Here is a 23,676-nt window from a genome sequence, read left to right as displayed (position 1 = left end):
CAGATACTATCATGCTGCCCCGATTCCAGCGACTTCCTTACTTCATCAACAATCCGATTAGGTAGTCATAGCCTAGTCATGAATCTATGAAATCCATTCCTGTACCCGCTCCGCATTCGGTAGCCTTTCAAGGGCCACCCACTTCCAGGGAAGGGGCCGCCCAAACGTTGCTTCGGCTGGATTCGAATGAAAATCCTTATGGCGTTTCTCCCGCCGTACAACAGGCCATCCTGGCCGCACTCCCTTTAGCGAATCGTTACGTCTTTAGCGATTTGCCCGTACTCACGGCTAAAATTGCGGCCCGGGAACGGGTGTCAGCCGCTCAGGTCTTGGTGGGGGCCGGGCTTTCGGATTTACTGGAAAAGACGGCTCTGCTTTATTTCAAGCCCGGTGATAACCTGGTTTGTCCTACGCCTACGTTCCCCCTCTTTCTGGACGCGGTAGTAGCCACCGGTGCCCAGTGCAAAAGCATTGCCTGCCGAAGCGATGGTTCTCACGATTTAGAGCGGATGGAAGCGGCCATCGATGAGCGTACTCGCATGGTTTATATCTGTAATCCCAACAACCCGACGGGCAGTATTACTGAGGGGCAATCGTTACTGCGGTTTTGCGAGAGCGTTTCCCCACGCGTACCCATTTTTATCGACGAAGCTTACCTGGATTTAGCCGTAGCAGCGAATACGCAGAGCATGGTGAGTTTACTGCTTGAAAAGAAAAATGTCATCATTGGACGGACGTTCTCGAAAGGCTTTGGGTTAGCCGGTTTACGCGTGGGTTATCTCCTCGCCCAGCCCGCCTTTCTGGCTCCGTTTCATCAGGTAAATGCCATGACGGGCCTCAATATTAGTTCGCTGGCCTTGTATGCGGCCTCGGCGGCACTCGACGACATCGCCTTTCATTTACACTACGTACAGCAGAATGAACGGGTTAAATCCTACGTGTATAGCCAGCTCAACCGACTGGGCTACGTGTTCATTCCTTCGTATGCAAACTTTATCCTGATGGCTTTACCCCTACCGGGGGACTCCTTTCGGAAGCAAATGCTTGCCAAAGGCATTCGGGTAAAAACGATGGAAATGCACCGCACGTTCTGGTGCCGCCTGAGTTTGGGTACGCCCGAGGAGATGCAGCTATTCGTTAAAGCCCTGGGCGAACTTCAGAGCCGATGAAACCAACCGTGCTTTCGCTCCTCACGCTGGGTCTACTGATGGCCCTGGCCCCCTTTTCCATTGATACGTATTTACCGGCATTCCCGGTGATGGCCCAGCAATTGCACACGACCGTTTCGGCAGTGGCTTATTCGCTAACGAGTTTCTTCTTGGGTTTAGCAGTAGGCCAGTTGCTTTGCGGCCCGTTGCTGGACCGATTTGGCCGAAAAAAGCCCTTGCTGGCGGGTCTGTTTCTGTATTCGCTCGCTGCGGTTGCCTGTGCGTATGTTACGGAGGTTCACTGGCTGATTGGCCTGCGTTTTGTATTGGCGGTCGGTGGTTGTGTGGGCATGGTAGCAAGCCGGGCGATGGTGCGGGACTTGTACCAACCGCAGGAAATCGCGGGAATACTTTCTACGCTGTTGCTGATTTTAGGCATCTCCCCCATTCTGGCTCCAACGGTTGGACGCCTGATTCTGGAACTGGCGGGCTGGCGGGCTATTTTTCTCAGTATGGCCTTTTTGTCCCTGAGTTTAATGGTCCTGATGGTCCGCACCTTACCGGAAAGTAAACCCGCCGACGCGTCGATTTCCTTACGGCCAAGGCAGATTCTGAATGAATACATTCAGGTACTTTCTTCCTCGGTTTTTAGCGTTCACGCCCTGGTGGCGGGCCTGGCCTCCGCCGGTCTCTTTTCGTTCATTGCGGGTTCGCCTCAAATTTTGATGGATACCTATCATTTTTCGCAGGCGGATTTTAGCTACGCGTTCGGATTCTGTGCGGGTGGCTTGGTACTCGGAAGCCAGATTAACCGCTTTGCTCACCAATGGAAAACGACCCCGGAACTGTTACGAATAGCAGGCCGCCTGCAGGCAGGGTTTGCTCTGCTTTTAGGCCTGCTCGGAATCCTGGACCTGTTAACGGCTCCGCTCCTGCTTTTACTGGTTTTTAGTTACCTCCTGTTTCATGGCTTTATTAACCCGAATGCCACGACGTTAGCCTTACTGCCGTTCCGGCAAAATGCGGGCAGTGCCTCTGCGTTAGCCGGTTGCCTGCAAATGATCCTGGGTGCCAGCTTCTCGGCCCTGGTCAGTTATTTCAGCGACGGCTCACTCCTGCCGATGATCATCCCGATGGTGTTGGCGAGCTGGTCCGGATTGGGTTTACAGCAACTAGTTGTTCACCACCACGCCAGCAAAGCCCTGGAGGGTTTGCCGACCTAAGTCTATTCTAATTTTTCGTCTTTTAACTACTGCTATCATGAACAAGCAAATCATTTTTAGCCCCAATGTTCCAGCCCCCATCGGTCCGTATTCGCAGGCCGTTCAGGTAGGGCCTGTGCTGTACGTATCCGGCCAGATAGCGGCCAATGTGGCAGCGAATCAGGAAGGCGTTCAGGCTGAAACCCGGCAAGTCATGTTAAGTCTGGGTGAATTACTGGCAGCCGCGGGTATGCACTACCGTAACATTGTTAAAACGTCCATTTTTCTGAAAGACATGAACGACTTTGCCGTCGTCAATGCGGTGTATGGCGAATTTTTTACGAGCGATTTTCCCGCCCGCGAAACGGTTCAGGTAGCCCGTTTGCCTAAGGACGTCTCCGTGGAAATATCCGTTATTGCTTACCAGGCGTAACGTAGCGTATACAGCTAACGGGTAGATAGTTGGGTAAACTACCCGTTACTTCAAATGCTCTGTATACCTCTGCTTTCGTAATCATACTTTTCAGTAGGGCTTAACTCACAAGCGAAACGTTAACTACATTCCTATAAAAGTCCTATAATGAATTGGTGCTTACACCGTCCTTCGCTGTTCAGTAACCTTAGGCAAACCTCCGAGGAGAGGCCATTTCTATTTTTTACGCTATCCTTTTCATCCAAAAAAATTCACTATGAAACTAGTCTTGATCGTTCTGGGCATTTTCTCTGGTACGCTGGCGTTTGCTCAGCAGCCTACCAATGCCACCCTGGATTCACTCAAAAGTGAAAAAGATCCGGTTCAACTTCAGTCAAAGTTAAAAAAGCTTGAAAGCGGTTCGGAAGCGGATATTTTCACGCTTTTGAATTTTTACCAAAGTAATCCAGCCAAATCAGATTCACTCGTCGAACTGGCCGTTAAGCGATTTCCAAAGGGCACCATTGCCAGTAATAGGGCAGCTAACCGACTGTACGCGGAAAAGGATGGCCCCACTCAGGAACGGATGCTGGCTCAAATGGAAAAAGATTTTCCGGGGGCTGATTTGGATATGGCCAATTATGCCGTAGCCTATACGTATACCCAGGCGAGGAACAAGCCTAAAGTACTGGCTTACCTGAATAAAGTGAAGTCGCCTTTGTTTAAGCCTACCGCGGTTCATAGCGTTGCCAGTACCATGGCTACTTATGATAGTAAAGAAGCCGAACAATTAATCACCCAGGAGTTAGCATCCCTTCGAGCGGTGACAAATCTTACCGACACGTCGGCTCGGGCAGTAAATCATCGAAAAAATAGTATGAATGGCCTGTTAAGCCTGTACAGTGAAATTTTGGCTAAGAATGGAGATTATGAAAAAGCGTATACCTACTTACACGAAGTCTACACTTCTTCAGAGCGAAAAAGCCCCGCTTTAATCAAAAACTACGGTCTTCTGTTAAGTAAGCGTGGCAATTACCAGGAAGCCTTTCCATTACTGGAAAAGACAGTAACCAGTGGCCTGGCCGACTCAACCGTACGAGCGGAACTGGCGTCCATCTACAAAAAGCTATATCCAGGAAAAAATGAGAAGGAATACCTGGCTTCCCTCGACCAGAAATTAACGAGTAAATACGAAGCGGAGGCCGCCAAATTAATGATTAATGAGCCCGCTCCCTCATTCATCGTTACGGATGCTTCGGGCAAGCAGGTATCGCTAGCTGACTTTAAAGGGAAGACGATTGTGCTTGATTTCTGGGCGACATGGTGCGGTCCGTGTAAAGCTTCTTTCCCCGCCATGCAAATGGTAGTGAATAAGTACAGGCAGGATCCACAGGTGAAATTCCTGTTTATCCATACCTGGGAACGGCAAGGCAATCCAACCGCCGAAGCTCAGGAATACCTGAAGGCTAATCACTACGATTTAGATCTGTACATGGACATCAAAAATGCAAAGACGAAGCGGAATGAAGCGGTATCTGCCTTTCAGGTAAATGGCATTCCTGCGAAGTTTGTGATTGATGGAAAGGGTCGCATTCGCTATAAATTAACGGGATTCTCGGGAGGCAACGAAGCTGCTGTTTCGGAGTTATCAGCGATGATCAACTCGGCCAAGGCCAATCAGTAAGCCATCTCTTCTGCATAAACGTTCGAAGGGCTTTCTCGTGGAGAAAGCCCTTTTTTATTCGTACCCTGTTTTCGTCTTACGATCTGTGAAAACCGTTTCGGCGATTGACCCGCCAACCTTTGTTACCGGGAGGCCAGAGCAATGGCCGTCCAGTCGTGTTCGCCCAGTCCCTGCTCTACGCACTGATTCATCAATTCCTGTACTTTCTTACCAAAGGGCAGTTGAACCCCTACCGTCGAGGCCTGTTCGTTGATGAGGTTAACATCTTTCAGGCCGAGCTTCAAGGTGAAACCAGCGGGCAAAAACGCTTCTTTCAGTAAGCTATTCCCGTACGTAATGTAGGCGGGTGAAGCAAAAAGGGTTTGGGTCAACATGTGCATCAATCGTTCGGCATCGATGCCGCTTTGTCGGGCCAGATGAATGCTTTCGGCCATCGATTCCATCGCGGAGACAATCAGAAAATTCGAGCAGAGTTTGGCGACGTTCGCCGCACCTACTTCGGATCCAAACTCCCAGATATTAGCCGCACCGCATTGTTCAAGTACGGGTTTGATGGTTTCCAGGACGTCCGCATTACCCGATACCAGCAGGTTAAGCTTTTTAGCCCGGGCCGCTTCCGGCCGACCTAGAATGGCACAGGCAATGTAGTGGGAGCCGTGTTCGTCGTGTAACTGAGCTAACGAGGTGGCTGTGGCGGGCAGGATTGTACTTAAGGATACATGAACACCGCCCTTTTTCAGATTTGCGGCAATGCCTGCTTCGCCCGCGGTAACGGCCTGAAGGGCAGCATCGTCTGAAACCAGGGTAAAAATTACATCACACCGCGTAGCCAGTTCTTTTACCGAAGCACAAATGACGGCACCCTGAGCCGCCAGCGGTTGTGCTTTAGCGGCCGTGCGATTGTACACATACAGTTGCTGCGTGTTCTGCAACAGATTTTCCGCAATGGGCGTACCGAGGTTTCCTAAACCGAGAAAGCCAATGTTCATAGGATTGGTTGTTGAAGAACGAATGAACTCATCAAGCATTCATTCGCTGAAAGGTGCTGGATGAACTAATCGATAAATGGTCCAGAACCCGTACGTTAGCAGATACTTCCCTACCCGCGGCAGTCAAGAGCTGATTCCTGTATTGAGTATCACGACGCAGGAATCTTACTTAAAATGGACGGCGACTTTAGGTTTTGAATCCCATTGCGAGCCGATTGAACGGATGCTAAAAGTTAAAGAAGAAAAGGAATAGCGACGATCAGAATCAGGAGAAAGACTAACAAAAGTTTTGCTTTGAGCGAGAATTCCACGTAGTGTTCCTGCTCAACCAGCAGAACATTTAAAGCGTCATTGATCCACTGCATACAGTGCGATGATTTAAACTGAGTTTTAGCCCTAACCCCGTAGGAGGAAGATAGTTCCCTTCCTGTAAAGATTTAAGCATGCGTGCCCTGGATAGTCATCCCGAGAAATACACACATGCCAGCCTCTTTATCAGGTTAAAACCCTGTACCACAAAACCCTACTCATGACCTTTAAAACAGTATAGACGGATCAAAATTTATCAGTACCTCCAGAGCATCCGCCCGTCCCGGACCAATCAATTTAGAACTCTCTGGTTCCGTACGAAAGGAGATCTTACCTCTTCTTGGCACGCCCCAGGTCAGCCGCGTTCTTCCCCTTTAAACCTCAAACCCATTACCCGACAAACCTACGGTACACTGACAATCTTTTTCCGATGCTCCGTCCCCCACTCGGCCAGATTGTAGATCACGGGTAACAGGTTTTCGCAGTACTCGGAAAGTTCGTATTCCACAGCTATGGGCTGGGTATCCAGCACGGTCCGTTTGATCAGCAGGTTGGTTTCCATTTCTTTCAGTTCCCGGCTTAAGACTTTGCCGGAAATGCCTTTCACTTCCCGGAGTAATTCCGAGTACCGTTTCTTGCCAAAACCCAGACTGGTAATAATCGAAATCTTCCATTTACCGCCTAGTACGTACAGGGTATCGTGGATGGCCATGATTCGTTTGTTACAGGCCTGAGCATCATGGGGTGTAGTAAAACAGGCCTTGCTATCTATGATGGAGTGGTCCATGAATGTTGGAGCTGGTTACCTAAATGTCACCATTACTTTTAGTTAGTTGATGACAAAAGTAAACCAAGTGTCCCAGAAATTTGCCTCGAAACAAAAAGGATTTAAATCATGTCTCTCAAAGAAAGCCTCACCTGGCGATACGCAGTCAAAAAGTACAACAACCAAAAAGTGTCTGACGAAGCCATTCAGACCATTCTGGATGCTATCAACCTTAGTGCCTCTTCCACCGGCATGCAACCGTACCGGGTCATTGTGGTAAAAGATGCGGCCATTCGGGAAGAGCTCGCCAAAGATTCCTTCAACGCCCAGATTCTGGAAGCTTCGGACTTACTGGTTTTTGCCGCTTTTGAAACTATAACTCAGGCCAACATTGATGACTACATGGCCCACGTGGCAGCCGTTCGTGAAATGCCCCTTGAACAACTATCGGGTTTTAAACAAGCCCTGGAAACGCACATGCTGACTCAAACACCCGAAGCCAACTTTAGCTGGGCGGCCCGGCAGGCGTATATTGGACTGGGAACCGGCCTCATCGCCGCGGCTGAGTTGAAAATAGATACGACTCCTATGGAAGGATTCAATCATGAAAAACTGGACCAATTGCTGGGTTTACCAGCGAAGGGGTTGAAAAGTGTAGTCCTGTTATCGCTAGGTTACCGCGATGCCGAACAGGATCCCTACGCGAACCTGAAGAAGGTGCGACTGCCCCTGGAGGAATTTGCCTTTGTGCAATAGTTCGTTCAGGACTGGATAGTCCCGAATCAATTTCCTTTAACAACGTATACAAACCCGGTAATCCGCTCCGAAAAACGTTTCGTTTTCGAGCTGGCTACCGGGTTTGAAGCGTTTACACTTCGGAGATCCGACAGGACTCCCGTACAAAGCAGACCATCCAGGAAAGAATCGCGAAAAGCACATCCATACAGGATCCGATACAACAAGGCGTTCGATTGGATAGGCTTATCAGGCAATCTAACCGAAATCATTAAGTTTACTTAATCAGTATCATAGGTATTATTAGTATTAATACTACATGATTTCATAAATAAATACTACATTATTTCTTCAAGTACTACTATATGATATAATTATCAAATGGTAGTGATTTGTAAAACAAAACTGAGTAAAGCAATTCTATGCATTATCCCCTTTCTAGTCAGTAAACATCACTTCTGTTAGTGAATATTACTTTGTACTGAATTAACCCATTGAATCATTATTCGTGCCAGCCTATTCTGGTTCGATCACTAAAATTCCACCTTGACACTACTTCTACGAGTTTACATGAGTAAGCTTGGGGGACTTGTAAACCCTATTCAAAAATCTCTTTCTAATTTATTACAAAAGGTATTACTCCGCACTTTTAATTATTTCCGTCAACCTAATTCTCTTACTGAATGATTCAATAACTACTTCTGATTTTCTCCCCTATTGCCTTGTTTAAGGCACTGCTTTATCATTCGGATAGAAAGAAAAGGAACATCGCATTTTTCCTTTTCTGCATCTCCGATAGAAAATGCCTTGTTCGCACGCAATGAAGCACATCTGTTTGCCAAAGTAACGTTCAGACACGGGTTTACTCGCTTGGCAGTAGGCGTCTTGTGTCTGTTGTACCTGCTCTTGATTCTACTTCTGAATACATCCATACCCGAATTCCAGCTATTCGACTGGCTTTCGCAGGGTTTAGTTAACGCTTTTAGTTCCGAAAAGCATCCATTTTCAGGAGCTGTATGGTGTTTTGTTTCGACGTGAAATCAAAAATTCTTCTGTAGTCTCCACAAGCTCATTACTAGCCTGTGCAGGATAACTATGGCCAGATCTCCGTACACAAATGCATGATTTACTGGCGTGTTCAACGATGAGTTTCAACGGTCATATAGAGGACTCCGTTAGTTTAAAACTTATCTAGAAATCCCCTATTCCAGGCGATTTGATCAACGGATCAGCATCAGGTTTTTCATTCATTAAACCATTGATTATTTGACATTTACAGCTGGATAACTCCCATTACACTATGCGAAAAATAGTTGCATTATTACTAGTCGGTCAATTCATTGCTCGACAGGGGCATGCTCAACAGATTATTGTGCAGGCCAAAGCCCAGAGTGAATCGGTTGCTCAAAACTTTAATTTTACCGGTTCACTAGGTGCGTTTACCCTACGGGACGCCCCGGATTATACCCCTATTCAGGATATTGGGGTAAACGGCAATAACCGCATTGCCGTTATTGATTTCAAAGCAGGTTATACCAACGAAGGGGGCATTTATTACCTGGATTCGGGCAGTACAACCTGGGTCCAGATACCAGGAGCAGCGGAACGGGTTGACGTAGATTTGAGCAACCGGATCTGGGTGGTTAATAAGCCCGGAGGCCTTTTCAACAGTACCGGAGGTAACTTTGTTGAAATCCCTGGCATTAACGAGGTAAAGGACGTTGGAGCGAATGCCAATGGTACAGAGGTCTACGTAATGGCAGGAGCCGGAGCTCAAGGGGATTTATACCGCTACGACGGAGGATCGACCTGGACAAAAATAAACAATGTGTTGGGCGTTCGTCTGGACGTTGCCCCGAATGGTCATGTGTGGTACATTACCAATGGGGGGGATCTTTACGAATACAATCCTACCACCGGAACGACGGCCGGGCCATTCCGAAACACGGCCGACCAACTGTTCAGTGATGTAACCGTTGCCGCCGATGGTTCACTCTGGGTGACGGGTAGTGGCGGCTATGGTACGTATCGATTCGACCCCACTACGAACACTTTCGTTGGTGAAGCCAATGCAGCAAATACTACCGTACTATCGCCCGAAAACATGGGCAACAACCGGTATTTCACCGGAGGTATTTCTGCGGGTAGTGATGGCGATTTACCTTTTACTACACCCCAGATTCGGTCGTATGGACAAACGAATGAACTGGCCCGTTTGGCCCAGCGTACGGAAGATGGCACCTGGATTGATGATCTGACAATCCGTACGGATAACTTCACGAATACCGCTCATTTTAATGTAGCAGCGGGTACGTATACGGTTTCACTTCCAGCCCTACCAGCTAATTACGTCATTACCAGCATTCGCACTTCGGGTGGTACCGTCGCAGTTGATCTGGCTACGCGTACGGCTACGGTTACGGTGGCCGCTAATCAGACGGTTTATCTAGAGTATAACATCGCCAATACGCAGTCAACGGTGCTTACGGTTTCCCCTTCCACTCCGTACATTGAAACGTTTGGCTCTTCTGGTGTGCAATCGCCCTCCATAGGACCCGTACTCCCTAACGGCTACACCAACTATCATTATGCTAACCAGGGCAGTAATGCCATCGTTATGGCGGGTACGTACACCTTAGGAAACGCTTTTATTTTACATTGGCAAGGCATGGCTGATCCGGGTAACGTAACCAGTCCTACGGCCAGTTCTGACCACACGCCGGGTGATCAAGGGGGCTATTATGTAGCCTATAACGGAGGGTTTATCAAAGATGAAGTATTCCGCCGACAGTTTACGGGTCTTACGTTAGGAACTTCCTATACCGTTTCCTTCTGGGCTACCGAGTTGACTAACGTAAGCGGCCCCTTTGCCGTAAAGCCGAACCTTATCGTGAATGCTACTGACCCCACCACCGGCACGCTTTTAGCTACCACCACCACGGGTGACATTGCGTGGAGCAACGGGGCCTGGAACCAGTACACCATGTCTTTCACGGCAACGAGTCCGAATGTTACCATTGCTCTTGTCAACAATCAGCAGTTACCGGGTACGTACGGAAATGACTTTGCACTGGATGATATTTCTATTGGTGTCAGTGCCGATCATGGCGATGCTCCGGCTTCCTATGGTACCCTGAATGCCAACACGGGTCCAGCCCATATTCTTTCATCCGGCCTTACGCTGGGTGCAGTAGTTGACGCCGAAAGCGATGGTTACGATAGTCAGGCTACAGGCGATAATACGAATGGTATTAATGACGAAGATGCCATCAGTGGAACGTTGCCCAGCCTGACCAACCTGGCCACAACCTACACGCTGAATGGAATCAGTGTTCGGAATTCGAATACCTCTGTTAACACCGCCGCCACGCTTTACGGCTGGATTGATTTCAACCGGAATGGTGTTTTTGACGCCAATGAACGCTCTGCTCCTGTTACCGTAGCTCCGAATGCTACTTCCGTAAACCTTAGCTGGACTGGACTAACGGGCGGCGTTGCCGGCACCAGTTATGTTCGGTTACGCCTGGCCTACAATGCTTCCGAAATCCTCACTCCCACGGGCGATGCCAATACGGGTGAAGTAGAAGATTATTCCGTAGTGATTGAACAGGTAACCGTTGCCTTGAGCGGTAGCGTACTGAATGATGCGAATGGACTGAAAGACAATACGGTCAACGGAACGCCTACGAATACCCTTGGCTCGAATACCTTGTATGCCAATCTGGTCAACAATGGGGTAGTCGTTGCCAGCATACCTGTAGCTTCTGACGGTACCTATCTGTTCCCCGCCGTCAATGTGAACACTACGTATTCGGTAGTATTAACCAATGCACCGACGACGGTTGGCTCTCCTACCCCTACGGCTTCGCTTACGAATGCGGTGTATACCGGAGAATACCTGGGAACGGGTGCGGGTAGTGATGGCACTCCCGATGGTGTACTGGCAATCAATGTTGGAACGACACCGGTAAGCAATGCAAACTTTGGGGTGAATCAGTTACCCGAAACCAATGCGGTTACGGCCTCAACCCAGACCGATCCAGGCGGTAGCAGCCGTATCGTTGTGCCGACATTGAGTGGCTCCGACCCTGAAGATGGTGCACTAGGTAGTGGAAAAACGTTTATTATTAGCACGCTGCCTACCAATGCCACGTTGTATTACAATGGACAGCCCGTTACGGCCAACCAGACTATTCCCAACTACAACCCGGCCTTACTCCAGATCGACCCGAATGACGGCGTCACTAGTGTCAGCTTTACGTATGCGTCCGTAGATGCCGCCGGACAGCCCGATCCCACGCCCGCCACGGTTACGATTCCCTTCGGTCCCTCACCCGTACCCACCAATTGCCCGGAAACGCAGGTGCCCGTATCTGCATTCCTGGGTGGTGCCATGCAAAATGTGGGATCAGGCGGTTTTCTTCAGCCCGCAGTTATGCGTGATGATCTCCGTAGCAAGTCTTATTTCCCAACCTCGGAGCCCTATTCTGGCCTAGGTTACACGGTTACTTTGACGAATAATACCACCACCAACGCTGGTGTATTAGCCCGTAGTGGCAGTACGGCGGTTATTGACTGGGTCCTTATCGAGCTTCGCAATCCCCAGGATAACACACAGCTCATTGCTTCGCGTCCGGGATTATTGCTTCAGAATGGCCAGGTAACGGAAGCAGCGGATGGTACAACACCGTTGCGTTTTACGGTACCTCCCGGAAATTATTACGTCAGCATTCGTCACCGAAATCACCTGGGGGTTATGACGGCTACGCCCGTAGCTCTGGGTTCGGCGGTAGACTTTACCAATGCCAACCTTGACGTTTACAATCTGACTACGCCTTTGAATTATGACGGTGCTGAACGAGCTAATCTGGGTACTCTGGCCAATACCCCAGGCAAAGCGGCCCTTTGGTGGGGAAATGCGAAAAATACGTCCCCCAGTAAAGTGAAGTACGAGGGTACTGACAATGACGGAGCGGGTGTTGAGTCGGCGGTACTGACTGCTCCGGGTAACGTTTTCAGTAGTCCTAGCTACGTTTACGATGCCTATAATGCAGGAGATGTCAATCTGGACGGTTCGGTCATTTACCAGGGGCAAAGCAATGATATAATGGCCCTATTTAACGCTGTAGCTCAATTCCCGCTTAACTCTTCAAATCAGTCGAACTATGATTTGATGTACGAACAGCTACCCGCTACCGTTGTTTATAATGGACCAGCTCTTTCCTGCGAAAGCCCAACGCCCGTGAGTCTGGTTAGCTTTACGGCAAAAGCTCTGGAAAATAAAACGGTAGAATTAAACTGGAAAACTGCTGGCGAGCTGAACAACAAAGGCTTCACGGTAGAACGGAGCCTTGACCTGGTTACGTTTGAAAAAGTGGGTGAAATCCACGAGGTAGCGGGCACCAGCACGCAGGTACACACCTACCGTCTGGTTGACCAGAATCCTTATCGGGGCACGAGCTATTACCGGTTAGTCCAACTGGATCTGGATGGTACTCTGCATCCGTATCGCCCACAATCCGTGAACATCGACGGAGAATATATGGCTTATCCCAATCCGGTACAGGGTTCCGCGTTCCGCGTACGCCTGGATGAGCCCGTCAAAGCGAAGGTAAGTCTTTCCACGGTAGACGGTCGGTCCTTACCGATTTCGCGTAAAGCTGAATCGAATAATACGGTACTGATTCAGGTGGAAGGTACTGCTGGTGCTGGCGTGTATCTGCTACGGGTAGAGGAACGGAGTCAGGTCAAAATTCACAAGATCATACTCAATCCATAACTCGGTTTGTAAGGGGTAGACTTGTTCTACCCCTTTTTTTTGTACCTGATGAAAATAGAAGGGCCATCTACGCTTCCCGTTCGAAACAACCGCTTTGCTTTTCCAGTAAATAAACCTCTGTTGGTCCAGTCGGCGGCCCCTACTACGTCCAGCCATTAACCCGGGTGCCACTGCTGGTCAAGGCTTTCGTACGTAAGATCATTTAAAGTGAACCGCTTTCAGTTCATGCGTGGCCGATAGCCGATTTAACCAGTTTTTTCGGGCCTCCTGAGCTTGCTCCAAGGTTTCGTAGGTGTTAAAGTCACTAAAGCATTCATCGGGACCGGAGCACTGACCTCTGGCAAAGTCAAAATACTGCTGACTTACTTTTTTCAGGTCTTCACCCGCGTTGATCCGCTTGATGTCGGTATAGAAAGCCTGGGGTTTCGTTTCTGCATGGGGGGTGTGCTGTTGCCGGGTTACTGCCCAATAATAGGCATGGTTACTAGCAGAATTCGGCTGGATAGAACTCTCATAAGACTGGAATGCAGCCAGCAGATTGGGTAAGCCCGCCGACGAACGCAGGTATTCACGCTCGAAATCCGCGAATGTTCGTTCATCTACTCCGCTTTGCAACAGGCTTTCTTTGAAGAAGGCATAGTTGGTAAGCGGTTTTTCCGTTTGCAGGACACTTCGAAGCCATTTCCACACCTGAGGCCGTCCAATTTTGGTTTCCAGTTCCGTGAGTAACAGCGGAATATACTGGTAGCGATACGTTTCATTGATTTCGCCCGGACTGGTAATTTCCGATAAACCTTTGAAATTTTGCAATTTCCGGCTGGCAGCCATGTATTGTTTGATTTTTCGATCGTAGTAATTTTTTCCTACCAGATCACGGACGGCTTGCAAGGAAATGTATTCCGTTACGCCCTCCAGAAAAGCCCAGTACAACGTCGAATTGGGTTGAAAAACAGTGCCAACGTAGTAATGCCCCAATTCGTGAGCAATGAAAGAAATAGAACTGGAATCCGAGAGGGTTTGTGTATTCGGATTGACCAGCGTATTTAACCAATCCCTGGGGCTAACGGAAGCAATGGTGGGATACGTAACAAACATCCACTCATTCCGCTGGGAAACGGGCGTACTGGCCAGCAAAGTTACATCGACTCCGTAAGGAATATCCAGATGATTCTGATAGTAGTCTTTAATGCGGGTAAACCAGCCATCCAGTACCTGAGCCTGCATCTGACTCAGGGTCGTGTTGACGAGGTACGTATTTTGCTCTTTTTTAAAGTCAAAATCGCCGGCAAACAGCAACAGCGGAAAAGGGCGATCCGATGTAAAATGGGCCACCGAACCCTGCCGGGGTGGCTGGCCGTTGAGGTAAATCGCCCTGGCTCCCGGTACATGAATGGTCAGATCGTAGGTTACGCTGGTGTAGGTTTTATCTTCTGCGATGTTATACAGGATGGGGTACCAGGCCGATTGTTCAGTGGCCCGAATTGTTTTTCCGTTCAGGGCGATATTTCCCTTCCAGTCGCCCCATTCGCTTCGCTTTTTTGAATCCGCGTACACGGGAAAGGCTCCTACGTAACTGACTTTGAACTGATCAGGTAAATAGCGGCTTTTACGATCAGTGCCGGGAAACCAGTATTGAAAACTTTCGTACGATTTCTCTGGTTTGTATTCGCGTTCAGTGGCATACGAAAACCGGTCCCTGCTATCCCGAAAGAACTGTACATTCAATCCGCTGTTCAGTTGAAGGGAATAATTGCTGGTTTCAGGAAGATTGGAGACGGTCAAGTCGGCCTTTATCGTCCCCTGCTCCAGCGACACATAAACATCGCCCGCCAGATGAGGAACCTGACTGTACACATGGCGGCTAATCAGAACTAATCCTGTTATGAAGAAGATGAATAGAGCTTTGGACATTGTTTGAATGAGGGGAAGGATAGTTTAATGTATGATGTTTAAAGTCTTAAGTTAAAGAACTGTGTTTTTTTAATCTCTATATTTTTTGTCAATTTTCTCTTAATCTTTCTGCAATCAGAAGCTACAATTTATCCAAACGTTGTTCTATGAATAAGGTTGATCTGATCAATAGTATTTTACAAACGACCGCCTTTTATAGTTTCCGCATCATTTTAATCTCAACGATTACAGCCTCGCTACTGACCTGTGTTCAACAATTTAAATGCAGAAAACACGCAACGATGGTGCTAAAAGGCATAGGGTTCGACGGGCTGAATGAAGCGGCGGGCTGACCGAAAACCTTGCCGTAACCGACGGGCAATCCGCTTCGTTTCCCAGCTCATTTCGCAATTAAAAGTATAATAATAGTAGCATCTCAACAGAATTACGTACTCTATCATGGTTCAATAAAAACTTCATCTTTTCCACTCAATCATTCAGGACTTCAACGAGTCCCCCGTCTGCGTTTACCGGGAGGCAATTTTTCGGGCATTGAACAGGTAATAGTCTTCGTCGGTAATGGAGCCGTCGAATTTTTTCAGACAAGTGAATACGTAGGTACCTTCCGTTGAGCGAAGGGTATCCTGCTGCCCTTCTTCGGGATGGTTCGGGCGATGGTAGGCCATGACCAGTACCGATGCTGGATGACTTCGCTGATAGCTAACAAAGCGTTGGTAGGTTAGGGAATCGGGCTGGTTATTCAGGGTGTCATTCCAGTGACTCTTGCTCCACAACACGTAAGGACGCTCCTGCTGTACATCCAGACCATAAACGGGTCTGCCCAAAAACCACTGCAAAGGAGTCATATATTCCTGAAAAGCCCCCGCTACCGACGTATGAGCGGGGTAGTGTTTCTGAAGGTACGAGGCCATATCCTCGGCTCTGGAAAAGGGGTACCGCAGATCACGGTACCAGGCATTCATTCCCGCCAATACCTGAAGCAACAGAATAGCAACGCCAAAGTAGCCCAAGGTAAAAACGGGCCGGGACGACCGCTTAGTGCCATCAATCCAGTACGCGGCAATTAGAGCCAGCGTATAATGACCAAAGTGGCGAAAAAGTCCCCGAGGCTTTTCGTAGGTGAACACGAAAATGAAGAAAACACTGGCCACGAGTATAAGCAGAGCCACGGAAGTTTTAGGTTTCGAAAATACCGCAAGTACGGCCAGAGCCAAACCCAGGGCCAGTTTCACACCTAATCCAAACGGAAACAGCGAAAAATTCCAGAAATGATATTCGGAGAAACTGCTGATGGGGAGAAAACCATGAGCCATCCCCGCGGCCGCGAAGAAAAAGATGCCGGGGTTAAACCCACGCGTCCACTGATTTAAAAAACCGGAGTCTGCGGGTGGCAGCGACTGAGCCGTCCCCACAATACCCGCCAGAATCAGACCAGCTGCCATCAGGGATGTAGTCCGCAACGGCCAGATTCGACGGGCATTGACCTCCTCGGCCAGTAAGCCCACGGCTAGTCCCAAACCTACCAGAAATGCGAAAACATTGGTTTGAAATAAAAGAAACAATAAACCACTGATTGCCAGCAGGTTTTTCTGGGGATTCCGCCAAAGTACACAGATCCCACAAATAATGAGTACACCAATCTGGTAGTTTCGGCTAATGGTTACGTATTCGTAAATGAAGTAGTAACTGAACAGAATAAGGGCTTTTTCAAAAAACCGGAACGGACTTTTGAAGATAATCAGGTAAGCACTGCCCAGGGCCAGGGCCCCATGAAGCACCTGCATCACACCGGGGTGATCGAAGAGTTGGGCAAAGGGCCATAGGAGGATAAACCAGAGTAAGGGATGGCCTTCGTAGCGGGCATTAAAGGCCAAATCGAGTAGGTTGTCCGTACTGGCTACAATGCCCCAGGCCTGTAATTCATCCCGCCACATTTCGTGCTGCCATAAGCTGCAACTCATGAAAAAGGCATAGGTAACGAATAGGGCATAGTTTGCTCTTGGCGTGGACATAACGGGGTTAGAATTCGCGGTGAGGATTCAAGGGAAAAGATAGAAATACGTCTGTAAACCATTAGCGGGAGGTTTTACAGGGAATAGCGACAGTGCAAGTATACACTTATTACGGGAATTACAGACGCTAAACGGGCTGGGTATTCCCCTTTTTATTTGTACATCTATCCGACCTGATAAAGTTGGTCCTATACGTCGTTACGAACGGCTTGTCCGTACTTAAACACACAGGCGTCTCATGGGTTCGGATCAAACGGGCCTACACCCTGAAATTTTCGTGTACATTTGATGATAGTAATCAGGTCATTTATGAAAACGCGTACCCTCGACGAATTCTATCAGGCCGTAGCTACTTCGGGCCAACGTAACGCAGAAGCCTTTTTACCCCCGGGTATTTCAAAAGAAATCGGACATTTCAATGTCTTCAGTATACACGAAGTATTTCAAACGTTTCGGGAGACGGGGCAAGTGGCGATGCCTTACAATCGCCGGTCGTATTACAAAATAAGCTTCATCCAGGGACGCAATCAGGCCGAGTACGCGGATAAAACCATTGAAATTGAAAGCAGTGCTTTGTTGTTCGCCACGCCCAAAATACCCTATCACTGGTTGCCACAGGATTTGGAACAAGCCGGGTACTTCTGCGTCTTTACCGAAGAATTTTTGTTAGCGACCCAAGGCGGCGTAGTGCTCGACGAGTTACCCATTTTTCAAGCCGGTGCGTACCCCGTTTTTCAGCTTTCCAAAGAAGAATCCATGCAGATAGAGCTGATTTTCAGAAAGATGCATCAGGAGCTTGCTTCGGATTATCGCTATAAGTACGATCTGATCCGGGCGTATTTACTGGAACTTATCCATCGGGGGCAAAAGCTTCAACCCCTTACGGCGGCCCGTCATACGAGTACCGCTCGGACCTCTTCGCTGTTTGTGGAATTACTCGAACGGCAGTTCCCCATTGAATCCCCCCACCAGCCCCTCACCCTACGAACGGCCAAGGACTTTGCCGATCGTCTATCCATCCACGTTAATTCACTTAACCGGGCGTTGAAAACCACGACGGGCAAAACAACTACGGATCTGATTAGCCAGCGACTTATCCAGGAAGCTAAACGCTTGTTGAAACACACGGATTGGAATATCTCAGAGATTGCCTATGGTCTGGGATTTGAAGAAGTGGCCCATTTTTCCAATTTCTTTCGAAAGCAAACATCTTGGTCTCCGGTAAGTTTTCGAAAATGAGTAGCGTTTGAATTTCGCAAACATCGGTTTGATGTTTACAAAGGCGTCATAGGTCAACCTATCACCTTTGTAGTCTAACTTTTCATACGCTATGACACGCAAAATTGCACTCGTTACGGGCGGAAGTCGCGGACTCGGTCGGGATATGGCTCTTCGCATGGCCCAAAAAGGAATAGATGTTATCCTTACCTACCATACCCAGCCGGAAAAAGCAGTATCCGTAGCCGCTGAGATCGAGACATTGGGGCAAAAAGCCGCTGTCTTACCTTTTAATGTCGGAGCGATTAGCGAATTGGGTACGTTTGTCTCGGCCCTACAAACAACTCTGCAAGAAACTTTCGCTAAAGACAAATTTGATTTTCTGGTCAACAACGCCGGTATGAATCTGGTCATTCCCAGCTTCGCCGAAACTACAGAAGATCAATTCGATACCCTTCTCAATATCCACTTTAAGGGCGTATTTTTCTTAACGCAAAAACTCCTGCCCTTCCTCAATGATAACGGCGGTATTGTCAATATTTCGACGGGTTTAACTCGCCTGACCTTCCCGGGCTCTGCCACGTATGCCAGTATGAAAGCGGGTATTGAAGTACTGACCCGTTACTTGGCAAAAGAGCTGGGTCCCAGAGGAATCAATGTCAATGTGGTGGCTCCGGGAGCCATTGCGACGGACTTCAGCGGCGGGCGACTTAAAAATACCCCGCAACTACAAGAGCACCTGAAAAGTGTTACTGCGATTCCCCGGATCGGTCAGCCCGAAGACATTGGCGGTGTCGTTGCTTTTCTGTGTACACCCGAAGCCAAGTGGGTCAATGCTCAACGGATTGAGGTGTCGGGAGGTCTGCAACTGTAAATTCTCCGCCGTAATTAAAGCCAAGCCGCGGCAAACTCCATTGGGCTGCCGCGGCTTCGTTATGAAGCTTACTTTTTCAGAGAAACCGGTACTTCCAGCGTGGCCCATTTCAAGGTAAATCCTTGGGGTGTCACTTCATACATCAGACGTTCACTGGCAGAGGCCATTGCTTTGGGTTTCGCCGTCACGGTCAGTACGTCATTTGCCCGGTCCAGGTTCGCTTCCCCCGTCCGTTTCACTCCCCACTGGCCCGTTTGTGAGTTAAAGATAAACGTCCACTGTTTTTCTTCGGGAATGGCAAACAGCGTGTATTTACCCGCGGGCAGGCTTTTTCCTCCAACCTGAATCGCTTGGTCCGTTTCAAAGGTGGTGGCCTCGTTGGCTCCCGCCCGCCATACTTTACCGTAGGGAACCAGTTCGCCCCAAACAGTACGACCTTTCACCGAAGGACTATTGTATTGAATGGTTACGGTTGCCGTACCAATTTTTCCCGTAGCCGTGGCCGGTGGGCTGGGTCGTTGACTTTTGTCTGCCTGAGCCATAGTCAATGATGAAATACTGAAAACGAAAAGTAGTGTTAATGCAGAGCAGAAACTCGATTTCATAAGGTTCAATGTTAGAGGATGAAAAAGGTACGGGTACGACTTCCCGCTTCTGCCAAGTTACCAGTTTTACAGTAACCTTTTTAATTTCAGTCTTTTAATTATTATGCATACAACACCTGTTATTGACTGCTTTTTTTAAATCGATAAAGATACGGTGCCGTATTAGCCGCACCGGTGTACTTTTTGTGAAGGCGTTCCAGAACCCCCAGATCCAGGATTTTTTTCTGGAAGTTATTGATGGGAAACGAGCGATGGTAGACGGCTTCGTAAAGCTCCTGTACTTCCCGCATCGTAAAGGTTTCCGGTAGAAGATTAAAGGCAATCAGCTTTTGATCCAGGTTCTGGCGAAGTGCCTGCCATCCGTATTCCAGAATTTCTTCGTGATCGTGAATCATTTCAGGAATGTCCTCAATGTTTCGCCATTCGAGGTATTCATCAAACTCGCCACATTGCGGATTTACCTTCGTAATATCTACCAAGGCATAGTAGCCAATACTGATAAAGCGGCTGGTCAACCATTCCACTACTCCAGTATCGAATCGCTGGTGATCAAATCGTTGCAACTGAGACTTGATGGTTTCCCGGTACTTACTCTTGATAATACGGTTTTCATCCCCAAACACGCGGTACTGTTCCAGGTATATATCCGTCAGTCCCGTTCTTTCCCGAAGAATCCGGCTGGCCGCCTGATCGATTCCTTCCGTCTTACGGACATAACCGCCGGGCAATGCAAACACGCCTTCCCCAAACTTGAATTTGGCAATCAGTACTTTCAATGCCTTTGCTTCGTAACCGAAAATCACACAGTCAATGGACAAATGTGAGATATACTTTTCATCACCCAATTCTTGCATCGTTCTTCAAATCTGCCCATGAATAGACCTGTAAAAGTATTATTATTTCCATTTTAATTACCATTTTTGATCCTTATCTCCTTTGATTGATGACGATTCAATTACTCATTTTTGATAGAAACCTCTTATTTTATCCGCTCTATTTTTTATGGAAACGCAAAACACAGCTTCTAAGTGGACACTTGTTACGTCCCTTCTATGTCTTTCGTTGATGGCTTTATCAGTAAAGAGTATCGCCCAGAAAGACACGACGAGTTTCGTTCATACCGTTGCTATTGGTACGGGGAAAATCGATACCATCTTCCGGATTCAAAAACACCTCGAAGCTCCCAACTGGCACCCGGATCAGTATCTGATCGTCAATAGCAAAGGGAAACTCTTTACGCTTCCCCTGAAGTCCCCAACCCTTCAGGAACTGAATACCGGATTTGCCAACCAGTGTAATAACGATCACGGCATTTCGCCGGATCGAAAATGGCTGGCGATCAGTCACAATGATAAACAGGACCCCTCGCCTAAATCGTACAAATCGGCCCTTTATATTCTCCCCATTCAGGGCGGGGAACCTCGAAAAATCACTCGGGAAGTTCCTTCTTTTTGGCACGGCTGGAGTCCGGACGGAAAAACCCTGGTTTACTGCGGCGAACGAAACGGCAATTTTGATATTTACGCAATAAGTACGGAGGGAGGTTTGGAAAAGCGACTCACTCATACGGAGGGACTCGACGACGGTCCGGAATACTCCAGCGATGGCAAATACATTTATTTTAATTCCTACCGCACGGGTCACATGCAGATTTGGCGGATGCGGCCCGACGGGTCCAATCCCGAGCAGTTAACCTCTGACCAGTATTCCAACTGGTTTCCTCATCCCTCGCCCGATAATCAGTGGCTCGTTTACATCGCGTATACTTCCGATGAAAAACAGAATCATTTATTCGGCAAAAACGTAAAACTTCGCCTGATGAATCTGAAAACCAAAACTATTCAGGATATTACACCCGTTTTTTACGGTGGGCAGGGTACCATCAATGTACCTTCGTGGAGTCCCGACAGTCGGAAGATTGCCTTTGTCAGCTACGCCGTCAAGTAATTTAACGTCATCACCTCATGGATCAACATTCCTCTAAATCAAGAAGACAATTTCTGCAAAAAATCGCGGCTACCAGTCTGGCAGCGGCCTCTTCGCCCCTTTCTTCCCTAGCTGCACAAGCCAAGGCGGAAGAACGCATGCTTCAGTTTGAAAAGAGAATTTCTGCCAATGACACCATTCGCCTGGGAGTGATTGGGTACGGAGTGCAGGGCCACTTTGACTTAAATACGGCCCTTAAAGTACCGGGTGTCGAACTGGCCGGTATCTGCGACCTGTACACCGGAAGAATTGAAAACGCGAAGGAAAAGTACGGCAAAGAACTCTTCACGACCCGAAACTACCACGAGCTGTTGGACCGGAAAGACATCGACGCCGTTATCATTGCTACGCACGACGTCTGGCACTCCCGCATGACTTTGGACGCTTTAGCCAAGGGCAAGCACGTGTACTGCGAAAAACCGATGGTGTATAAAATTAGCGAAGGTCCTTCGGTGATTGCGGCGGCTAAAAAATCAGGCAAGGTGTTGCAGGTAGGCAGTCAGCGGGTCAGTAGTATCGGCTATGCCAAAGCCAAGGAATTACTGGCCGCCGGAGAGATTGGCAAGCTCAACATGGTAAACGCCGTGTATGATCGCCAAAGCTCCATTGGGGCCTGGGAATATACCATTCCGAAAGATGCTAGTGCCAGTACCACCGACTGGGAACGCTTCATTGCCGTAACGGATAAAATGCCCTTTGATGCCAAGAAGTTTTTCTGGTGGCGGGCGTTTAAAGAAGTAGGTACGGGCGTGGCTGGTGATTTGTTCATTCACCTGCTGAGCGGTACGCACCTGATTACCAATTCCAAAGGTCCGGAAAGCATTTACAGTACCGGACAATTCAGCTACTGGAAAGACGGCCGGAATATGCCCGATGTGATGTCGGGCGTCATGCAGTATCCCGAAACCAAAGAGCACGCCGCCTTCCAGCTGACTTTACAGGTGAATTTCATCAGCGGCACGGGTGGTCAGGAAGTGATTCGGCTGGTAGGATCCGAAGGTGTGATTGATGTGGTGGGCAACAGCATTACCGTCAAGCACAGTCTGTTGCCCGAAGCTCCCGGTTTTGGTGGCTATGATTCCGTCTTTACCTTCTCCAAACAAATGCAGGAGGAAATGCAGAAAGAGTACGACGCCAAATGGACGCCCCAGCAACGCAAGCGAAAAGTAAAGGAAGACATCGTTTTCAAAGCACCGCAGGGCTACGACGATCATTTAGACCACTTCACGAATTTCTTCGAAGCCATCCGATCTAACAAACCCGTAGTGGAAGACGCCGAATTCGGTTTCCGTGCCGCGGCTCCCGCCCTGGCCTGTAACGAAAGTTATTTCAGTAAGAAAATCATCCACTGGGATCCCGTTAAGATGAAACTGGTGTAGTAGGTAATTGTTATGGTACCAATAAAAAGGAAGCGATCCATGCGATCGCTTCCTTTTTATTGGTATCAATACCCGAAAGTTTGCCTAGACCATCTATTCGTGTTCAATGACCATCGTTTGGATTTTATCCGCTTCAAAACGGTAAACATGATACAGTTGCGTATCGTTTACGACCTGACCGTTTAAATCCCTGATCACCTGATGTACGTGAACGGCGAGTTGACCGTCGGGTCGGGTTTCTACCGCAAGCGGTTCCACGTGGGGGTCGATTTCTTGCCATTGTCGAAGCCAATACGCTCGTACTTCGTCGTGACCAGACACGTAGCCGCCTTCCCAGCCATTGGGCCAGGATACATCGTGGTGCATGTGGGCCAGAACGCGGTCAATCTGACGGGCGTTGAAATCCTGATACAACTGACGGAGTAGGGATGAATAATCCATGATGGAGAAAGGGTTTTGACCAACTGTTTCGTAAGTCAAAACTAGACTCGGCACCTCGATTCTGAGCGTCGGTATTGATTGAGATTGTAGCGGATTTTCTTGAGGAAGGCGGGTCTTATGTACTGTTCCTCCTAGCTCATCAGTACCGTTTAGAAGCATACGTTAGGAAAACAAAATTTCCCTGAACGATCATTCAATAAGCATATATTTCTTATTTTGTATCTTT

Annotated in this window: 18 protein-coding genes; 10 read left to right on the top strand and 8 right to left on the bottom strand. The window is 48.4% G+C overall.

The window, feature by feature from the left end; translation table 11 throughout:
* Nucleotides 1–86: 86 nt before the first annotated feature.
* The 4 genes from BWI97_RS19765 to BWI97_RS19750 all read left to right on the top strand — a co-directional run bounded on the left by BWI97_RS19765 (nucleotide 87) and on the right by BWI97_RS19750 (nucleotide 4,446).
* The gene (locus BWI97_RS19765) at nucleotides 87–1,169 is read left to right on the top strand and encodes a histidinol-phosphate transaminase (protein ID WP_102202464.1); all 1,083 of its coding nucleotides are present in this window, start codon (nucleotides 87–89) and stop codon (nucleotides 1,167–1,169) included.
* On the top strand, nucleotides 1,166–2,371 hold the full coding sequence (locus tag BWI97_RS19760; protein ID WP_102202463.1) for a multidrug effflux MFS transporter: 1,206 nt from the start codon (nucleotides 1,166–1,168) through the stop codon (nucleotides 2,369–2,371). Before BWI97_RS19765 ends, BWI97_RS19760 begins: the two co-directional genes overlap by 4 nt.
* A 37-nt stretch (nucleotides 2,372–2,408) precedes the next feature.
* A complete protein-coding gene (locus tag BWI97_RS19755; protein ID WP_094810001.1) occupies nucleotides 2,409–2,783 on the top strand; it encodes a Rid family detoxifying hydrolase in 375 nt (124 codons plus the stop codon).
* Between the two features lie 256 nt (nucleotides 2,784–3,039).
* Nucleotides 3,040–4,446, top strand: coding sequence for a redoxin domain-containing protein (locus BWI97_RS19750; protein ID WP_102202462.1), 1,407 nt, complete (start codon nucleotides 3,040–3,042; stop codon nucleotides 4,444–4,446).
* 122 nt (nucleotides 4,447–4,568) lie between these two features.
* Here BWI97_RS19750 and BWI97_RS19745 read toward each other — a convergent pair whose 3' ends face one another.
* The 3 genes from BWI97_RS19745 to BWI97_RS19740 form a co-directional block, all read right to left on the bottom strand.
* On the bottom strand, nucleotides 4,569–5,435 hold the full coding sequence (locus BWI97_RS19745; RefSeq protein ID WP_158242800.1) for an NAD(P)-dependent oxidoreductase: 867 nt from the start codon (nucleotides 5,433–5,435) through the stop codon (nucleotides 4,569–4,571).
* Between the two features lie 233 nt (nucleotides 5,436–5,668).
* The gene (locus tag BWI97_RS28950) at nucleotides 5,669–5,800 is read right to left on the bottom strand and encodes a hypothetical protein (protein WP_255157770.1); all 132 of its coding nucleotides are present in this window, start codon (nucleotides 5,798–5,800) and stop codon (nucleotides 5,669–5,671) included.
* Between the two features lie 347 nt (nucleotides 5,801–6,147).
* Nucleotides 6,148–6,531 carry a helix-turn-helix domain-containing protein gene (locus tag BWI97_RS19740; protein WP_199182045.1) on the bottom strand — a complete coding sequence of 128 codons (384 nt, stop codon included), beginning with the start codon at nucleotides 6,529–6,531 and terminating at the stop codon, nucleotides 6,148–6,150.
* Between the two features lie 108 nt (nucleotides 6,532–6,639).
* Between BWI97_RS19740 and BWI97_RS19735 the strand changes: the two genes are divergently transcribed.
* Together BWI97_RS19735 and BWI97_RS19720 are read left to right on the top strand one after the other, a co-directional pair.
* Nucleotides 6,640–7,266 (top strand): NAD(P)H-dependent oxidoreductase, encoded by a 627-nt coding sequence (locus BWI97_RS19735; RefSeq protein WP_102202460.1) that lies wholly within the window; start codon nucleotides 6,640–6,642, stop codon nucleotides 7,264–7,266.
* Nucleotides 7,267–8,545: 1,279 nt separating this feature from the next.
* Complete coding sequence (locus BWI97_RS19720; protein ID WP_102202457.1) at nucleotides 8,546–13,024, top strand: GEVED domain-containing protein; 4,479 nt, start codon at nucleotides 8,546–8,548, stop codon at nucleotides 13,022–13,024.
* 198 nt (nucleotides 13,025–13,222) lie between these two features.
* Here BWI97_RS19720 and BWI97_RS19715 read toward each other — a convergent pair whose 3' ends face one another.
* Both BWI97_RS19715 and BWI97_RS19710 read right to left on the bottom strand, forming a co-directional pair.
* Complete coding sequence (locus BWI97_RS19715; protein WP_102202456.1) at nucleotides 13,223–14,935, bottom strand: hypothetical protein; 1,713 nt, start codon at nucleotides 14,933–14,935, stop codon at nucleotides 13,223–13,225.
* Between the two features lie 506 nt (nucleotides 14,936–15,441).
* Nucleotides 15,442–16,947 carry a hypothetical protein gene (locus BWI97_RS19710; RefSeq protein WP_146010983.1) on the bottom strand — a complete coding sequence of 502 codons (1,506 nt, stop codon included), beginning with the start codon at nucleotides 16,945–16,947 and terminating at the stop codon, nucleotides 15,442–15,444.
* Between the two features lie 309 nt (nucleotides 16,948–17,256).
* Between BWI97_RS19710 and BWI97_RS19705 the strand changes: the two genes are divergently transcribed.
* Together BWI97_RS19705 and BWI97_RS19700 are read left to right on the top strand one after the other, a co-directional pair.
* The gene (locus BWI97_RS19705) at nucleotides 17,257–18,186 is read left to right on the top strand and encodes an AraC family transcriptional regulator (protein ID WP_094810016.1); all 930 of its coding nucleotides are present in this window, start codon (nucleotides 17,257–17,259) and stop codon (nucleotides 18,184–18,186) included.
* A 91-nt stretch (nucleotides 18,187–18,277) separates the two neighbouring features.
* Complete coding sequence (locus BWI97_RS19700) at nucleotides 18,278–19,039, top strand: SDR family NAD(P)-dependent oxidoreductase (protein WP_102202454.1); 762 nt, start codon at nucleotides 18,278–18,280, stop codon at nucleotides 19,037–19,039.
* Between the two features lie 68 nt (nucleotides 19,040–19,107).
* Here BWI97_RS19700 and BWI97_RS19695 read toward each other — a convergent pair whose 3' ends face one another.
* The gene (locus tag BWI97_RS19695) at nucleotides 19,108–19,581 is read right to left on the bottom strand and encodes a DUF2911 domain-containing protein (protein WP_233207917.1); all 474 of its coding nucleotides are present in this window, start codon (nucleotides 19,579–19,581) and stop codon (nucleotides 19,108–19,110) included.
* A gap of 182 nt (nucleotides 19,582–19,763) precedes the next feature.
* Nucleotides 19,764–20,498 (bottom strand): NUDIX domain-containing protein, encoded by a 735-nt coding sequence (locus BWI97_RS19690; protein WP_102202452.1) that lies wholly within the window; start codon nucleotides 20,496–20,498, stop codon nucleotides 19,764–19,766.
* A 211-nt stretch (nucleotides 20,499–20,709) separates the two neighbouring features.
* On the opposite strand from BWI97_RS19690, the gene BWI97_RS19685 reads away from it, so the two are divergent.
* Together BWI97_RS19685 and BWI97_RS19680 are read left to right on the top strand one after the other, a co-directional pair.
* Nucleotides 20,710–21,591 (top strand): transporter, encoded by an 882-nt coding sequence (locus BWI97_RS19685; protein WP_233207916.1) that lies wholly within the window; start codon nucleotides 20,710–20,712, stop codon nucleotides 21,589–21,591.
* A gap of 17 nt (nucleotides 21,592–21,608) precedes the next feature.
* A complete protein-coding gene (locus BWI97_RS19680; RefSeq protein ID WP_102202451.1) occupies nucleotides 21,609–23,009 on the top strand; it encodes a Gfo/Idh/MocA family protein in 1,401 nt (466 codons plus the stop codon).
* Nucleotides 23,010–23,102: 93 nt separating this feature from the next.
* Here the strand turns inward: BWI97_RS19680 and BWI97_RS19675 are convergent, their stop codons facing one another.
* Complete coding sequence (locus BWI97_RS19675; protein ID WP_102202450.1) at nucleotides 23,103–23,450, bottom strand: nuclear transport factor 2 family protein; 348 nt, start codon at nucleotides 23,448–23,450, stop codon at nucleotides 23,103–23,105.
* Between the last annotated feature and the right edge of the window lie 226 nt (nucleotides 23,451–23,676).

The sequence above is a fragment of the Siphonobacter sp. BAB-5405 genome (assembly GCF_002872335.1).
In the GTDB taxonomy this organism is placed as follows: domain Bacteria; phylum Bacteroidota; class Bacteroidia; order Cytophagales; family Spirosomataceae; genus Siphonobacter.
Note: the sequence above shows the minus strand (reverse complement) of the source record. Positions and strands in the feature narration are given on the sequence as shown.

What these genes read in the sequence shown, in the direction of transcription:
- BWI97_RS19765 (WP_102202464.1), top strand. Translation starts at nt 87, where the DNA reads ATGAAATCCATTCCTGTACCCGCTCCGCATTCGGTAGCCTTTCAAGGG.
- BWI97_RS19760 (WP_102202463.1), top strand. Translation starts at nt 1,166, where the DNA reads ATGAAACCAACCGTGCTTTCGCTCCTCACGCTGGGTCTACTGATGGCC.
- BWI97_RS19755 (WP_094810001.1), top strand. Translation starts at nt 2,409, where the DNA reads ATGAACAAGCAAATCATTTTTAGCCCCAATGTTCCAGCCCCCATCGGT.
- BWI97_RS19750 (WP_102202462.1), top strand. Translation starts at nt 3,040, where the DNA reads ATGAAACTAGTCTTGATCGTTCTGGGCATTTTCTCTGGTACGCTGGCG.
- BWI97_RS19745 (WP_158242800.1), bottom strand. Translation starts at nt 5,435, where the DNA reads ATGAACATTGGCTTTCTCGGTTTAGGAAACCTCGGTACGCCCATTGCG.
- BWI97_RS28950 (WP_255157770.1), bottom strand. Translation starts at nt 5,800, where the DNA reads ATGCAGTGGATCAATGACGCTTTAAATGTTCTGCTGGTTGAGCAGGAA.
- BWI97_RS19740 (WP_199182045.1), bottom strand. Translation starts at nt 6,531, where the DNA reads ATGGACCACTCCATCATAGATAGCAAGGCCTGTTTTACTACACCCCAT.
- BWI97_RS19735 (WP_102202460.1), top strand. Translation starts at nt 6,640, where the DNA reads ATGTCTCTCAAAGAAAGCCTCACCTGGCGATACGCAGTCAAAAAGTAC.
- BWI97_RS19720 (WP_102202457.1), top strand. Translation starts at nt 8,546, where the DNA reads ATGCGAAAAATAGTTGCATTATTACTAGTCGGTCAATTCATTGCTCGA.
- BWI97_RS19715 (WP_102202456.1), bottom strand. Translation starts at nt 14,935, where the DNA reads ATGTCCAAAGCTCTATTCATCTTCTTCATAACAGGATTAGTTCTGATT.
- BWI97_RS19710 (WP_146010983.1), bottom strand. Translation starts at nt 16,947, where the DNA reads ATGTCCACGCCAAGAGCAAACTATGCCCTATTCGTTACCTATGCCTTT.
- BWI97_RS19705 (WP_094810016.1), top strand. Translation starts at nt 17,257, where the DNA reads ATGAAAACGCGTACCCTCGACGAATTCTATCAGGCCGTAGCTACTTCG.
- BWI97_RS19700 (WP_102202454.1), top strand. Translation starts at nt 18,278, where the DNA reads ATGACACGCAAAATTGCACTCGTTACGGGCGGAAGTCGCGGACTCGGT.
- BWI97_RS19695 (WP_233207917.1), bottom strand. Translation starts at nt 19,581, where the DNA reads ATGGCTCAGGCAGACAAAAGTCAACGACCCAGCCCACCGGCCACGGCT.
- BWI97_RS19690 (WP_102202452.1), bottom strand. Translation starts at nt 20,498, where the DNA reads ATGCAAGAATTGGGTGATGAAAAGTATATCTCACATTTGTCCATTGAC.
- BWI97_RS19685 (WP_233207916.1), top strand. Translation starts at nt 20,710, where the DNA reads ATGGCTTTATCAGTAAAGAGTATCGCCCAGAAAGACACGACGAGTTTC.
- BWI97_RS19680 (WP_102202451.1), top strand. Translation starts at nt 21,609, where the DNA reads ATGGATCAACATTCCTCTAAATCAAGAAGACAATTTCTGCAAAAAATC.
- BWI97_RS19675 (WP_102202450.1), bottom strand. Translation starts at nt 23,450, where the DNA reads ATGGATTATTCATCCCTACTCCGTCAGTTGTATCAGGATTTCAACGCC.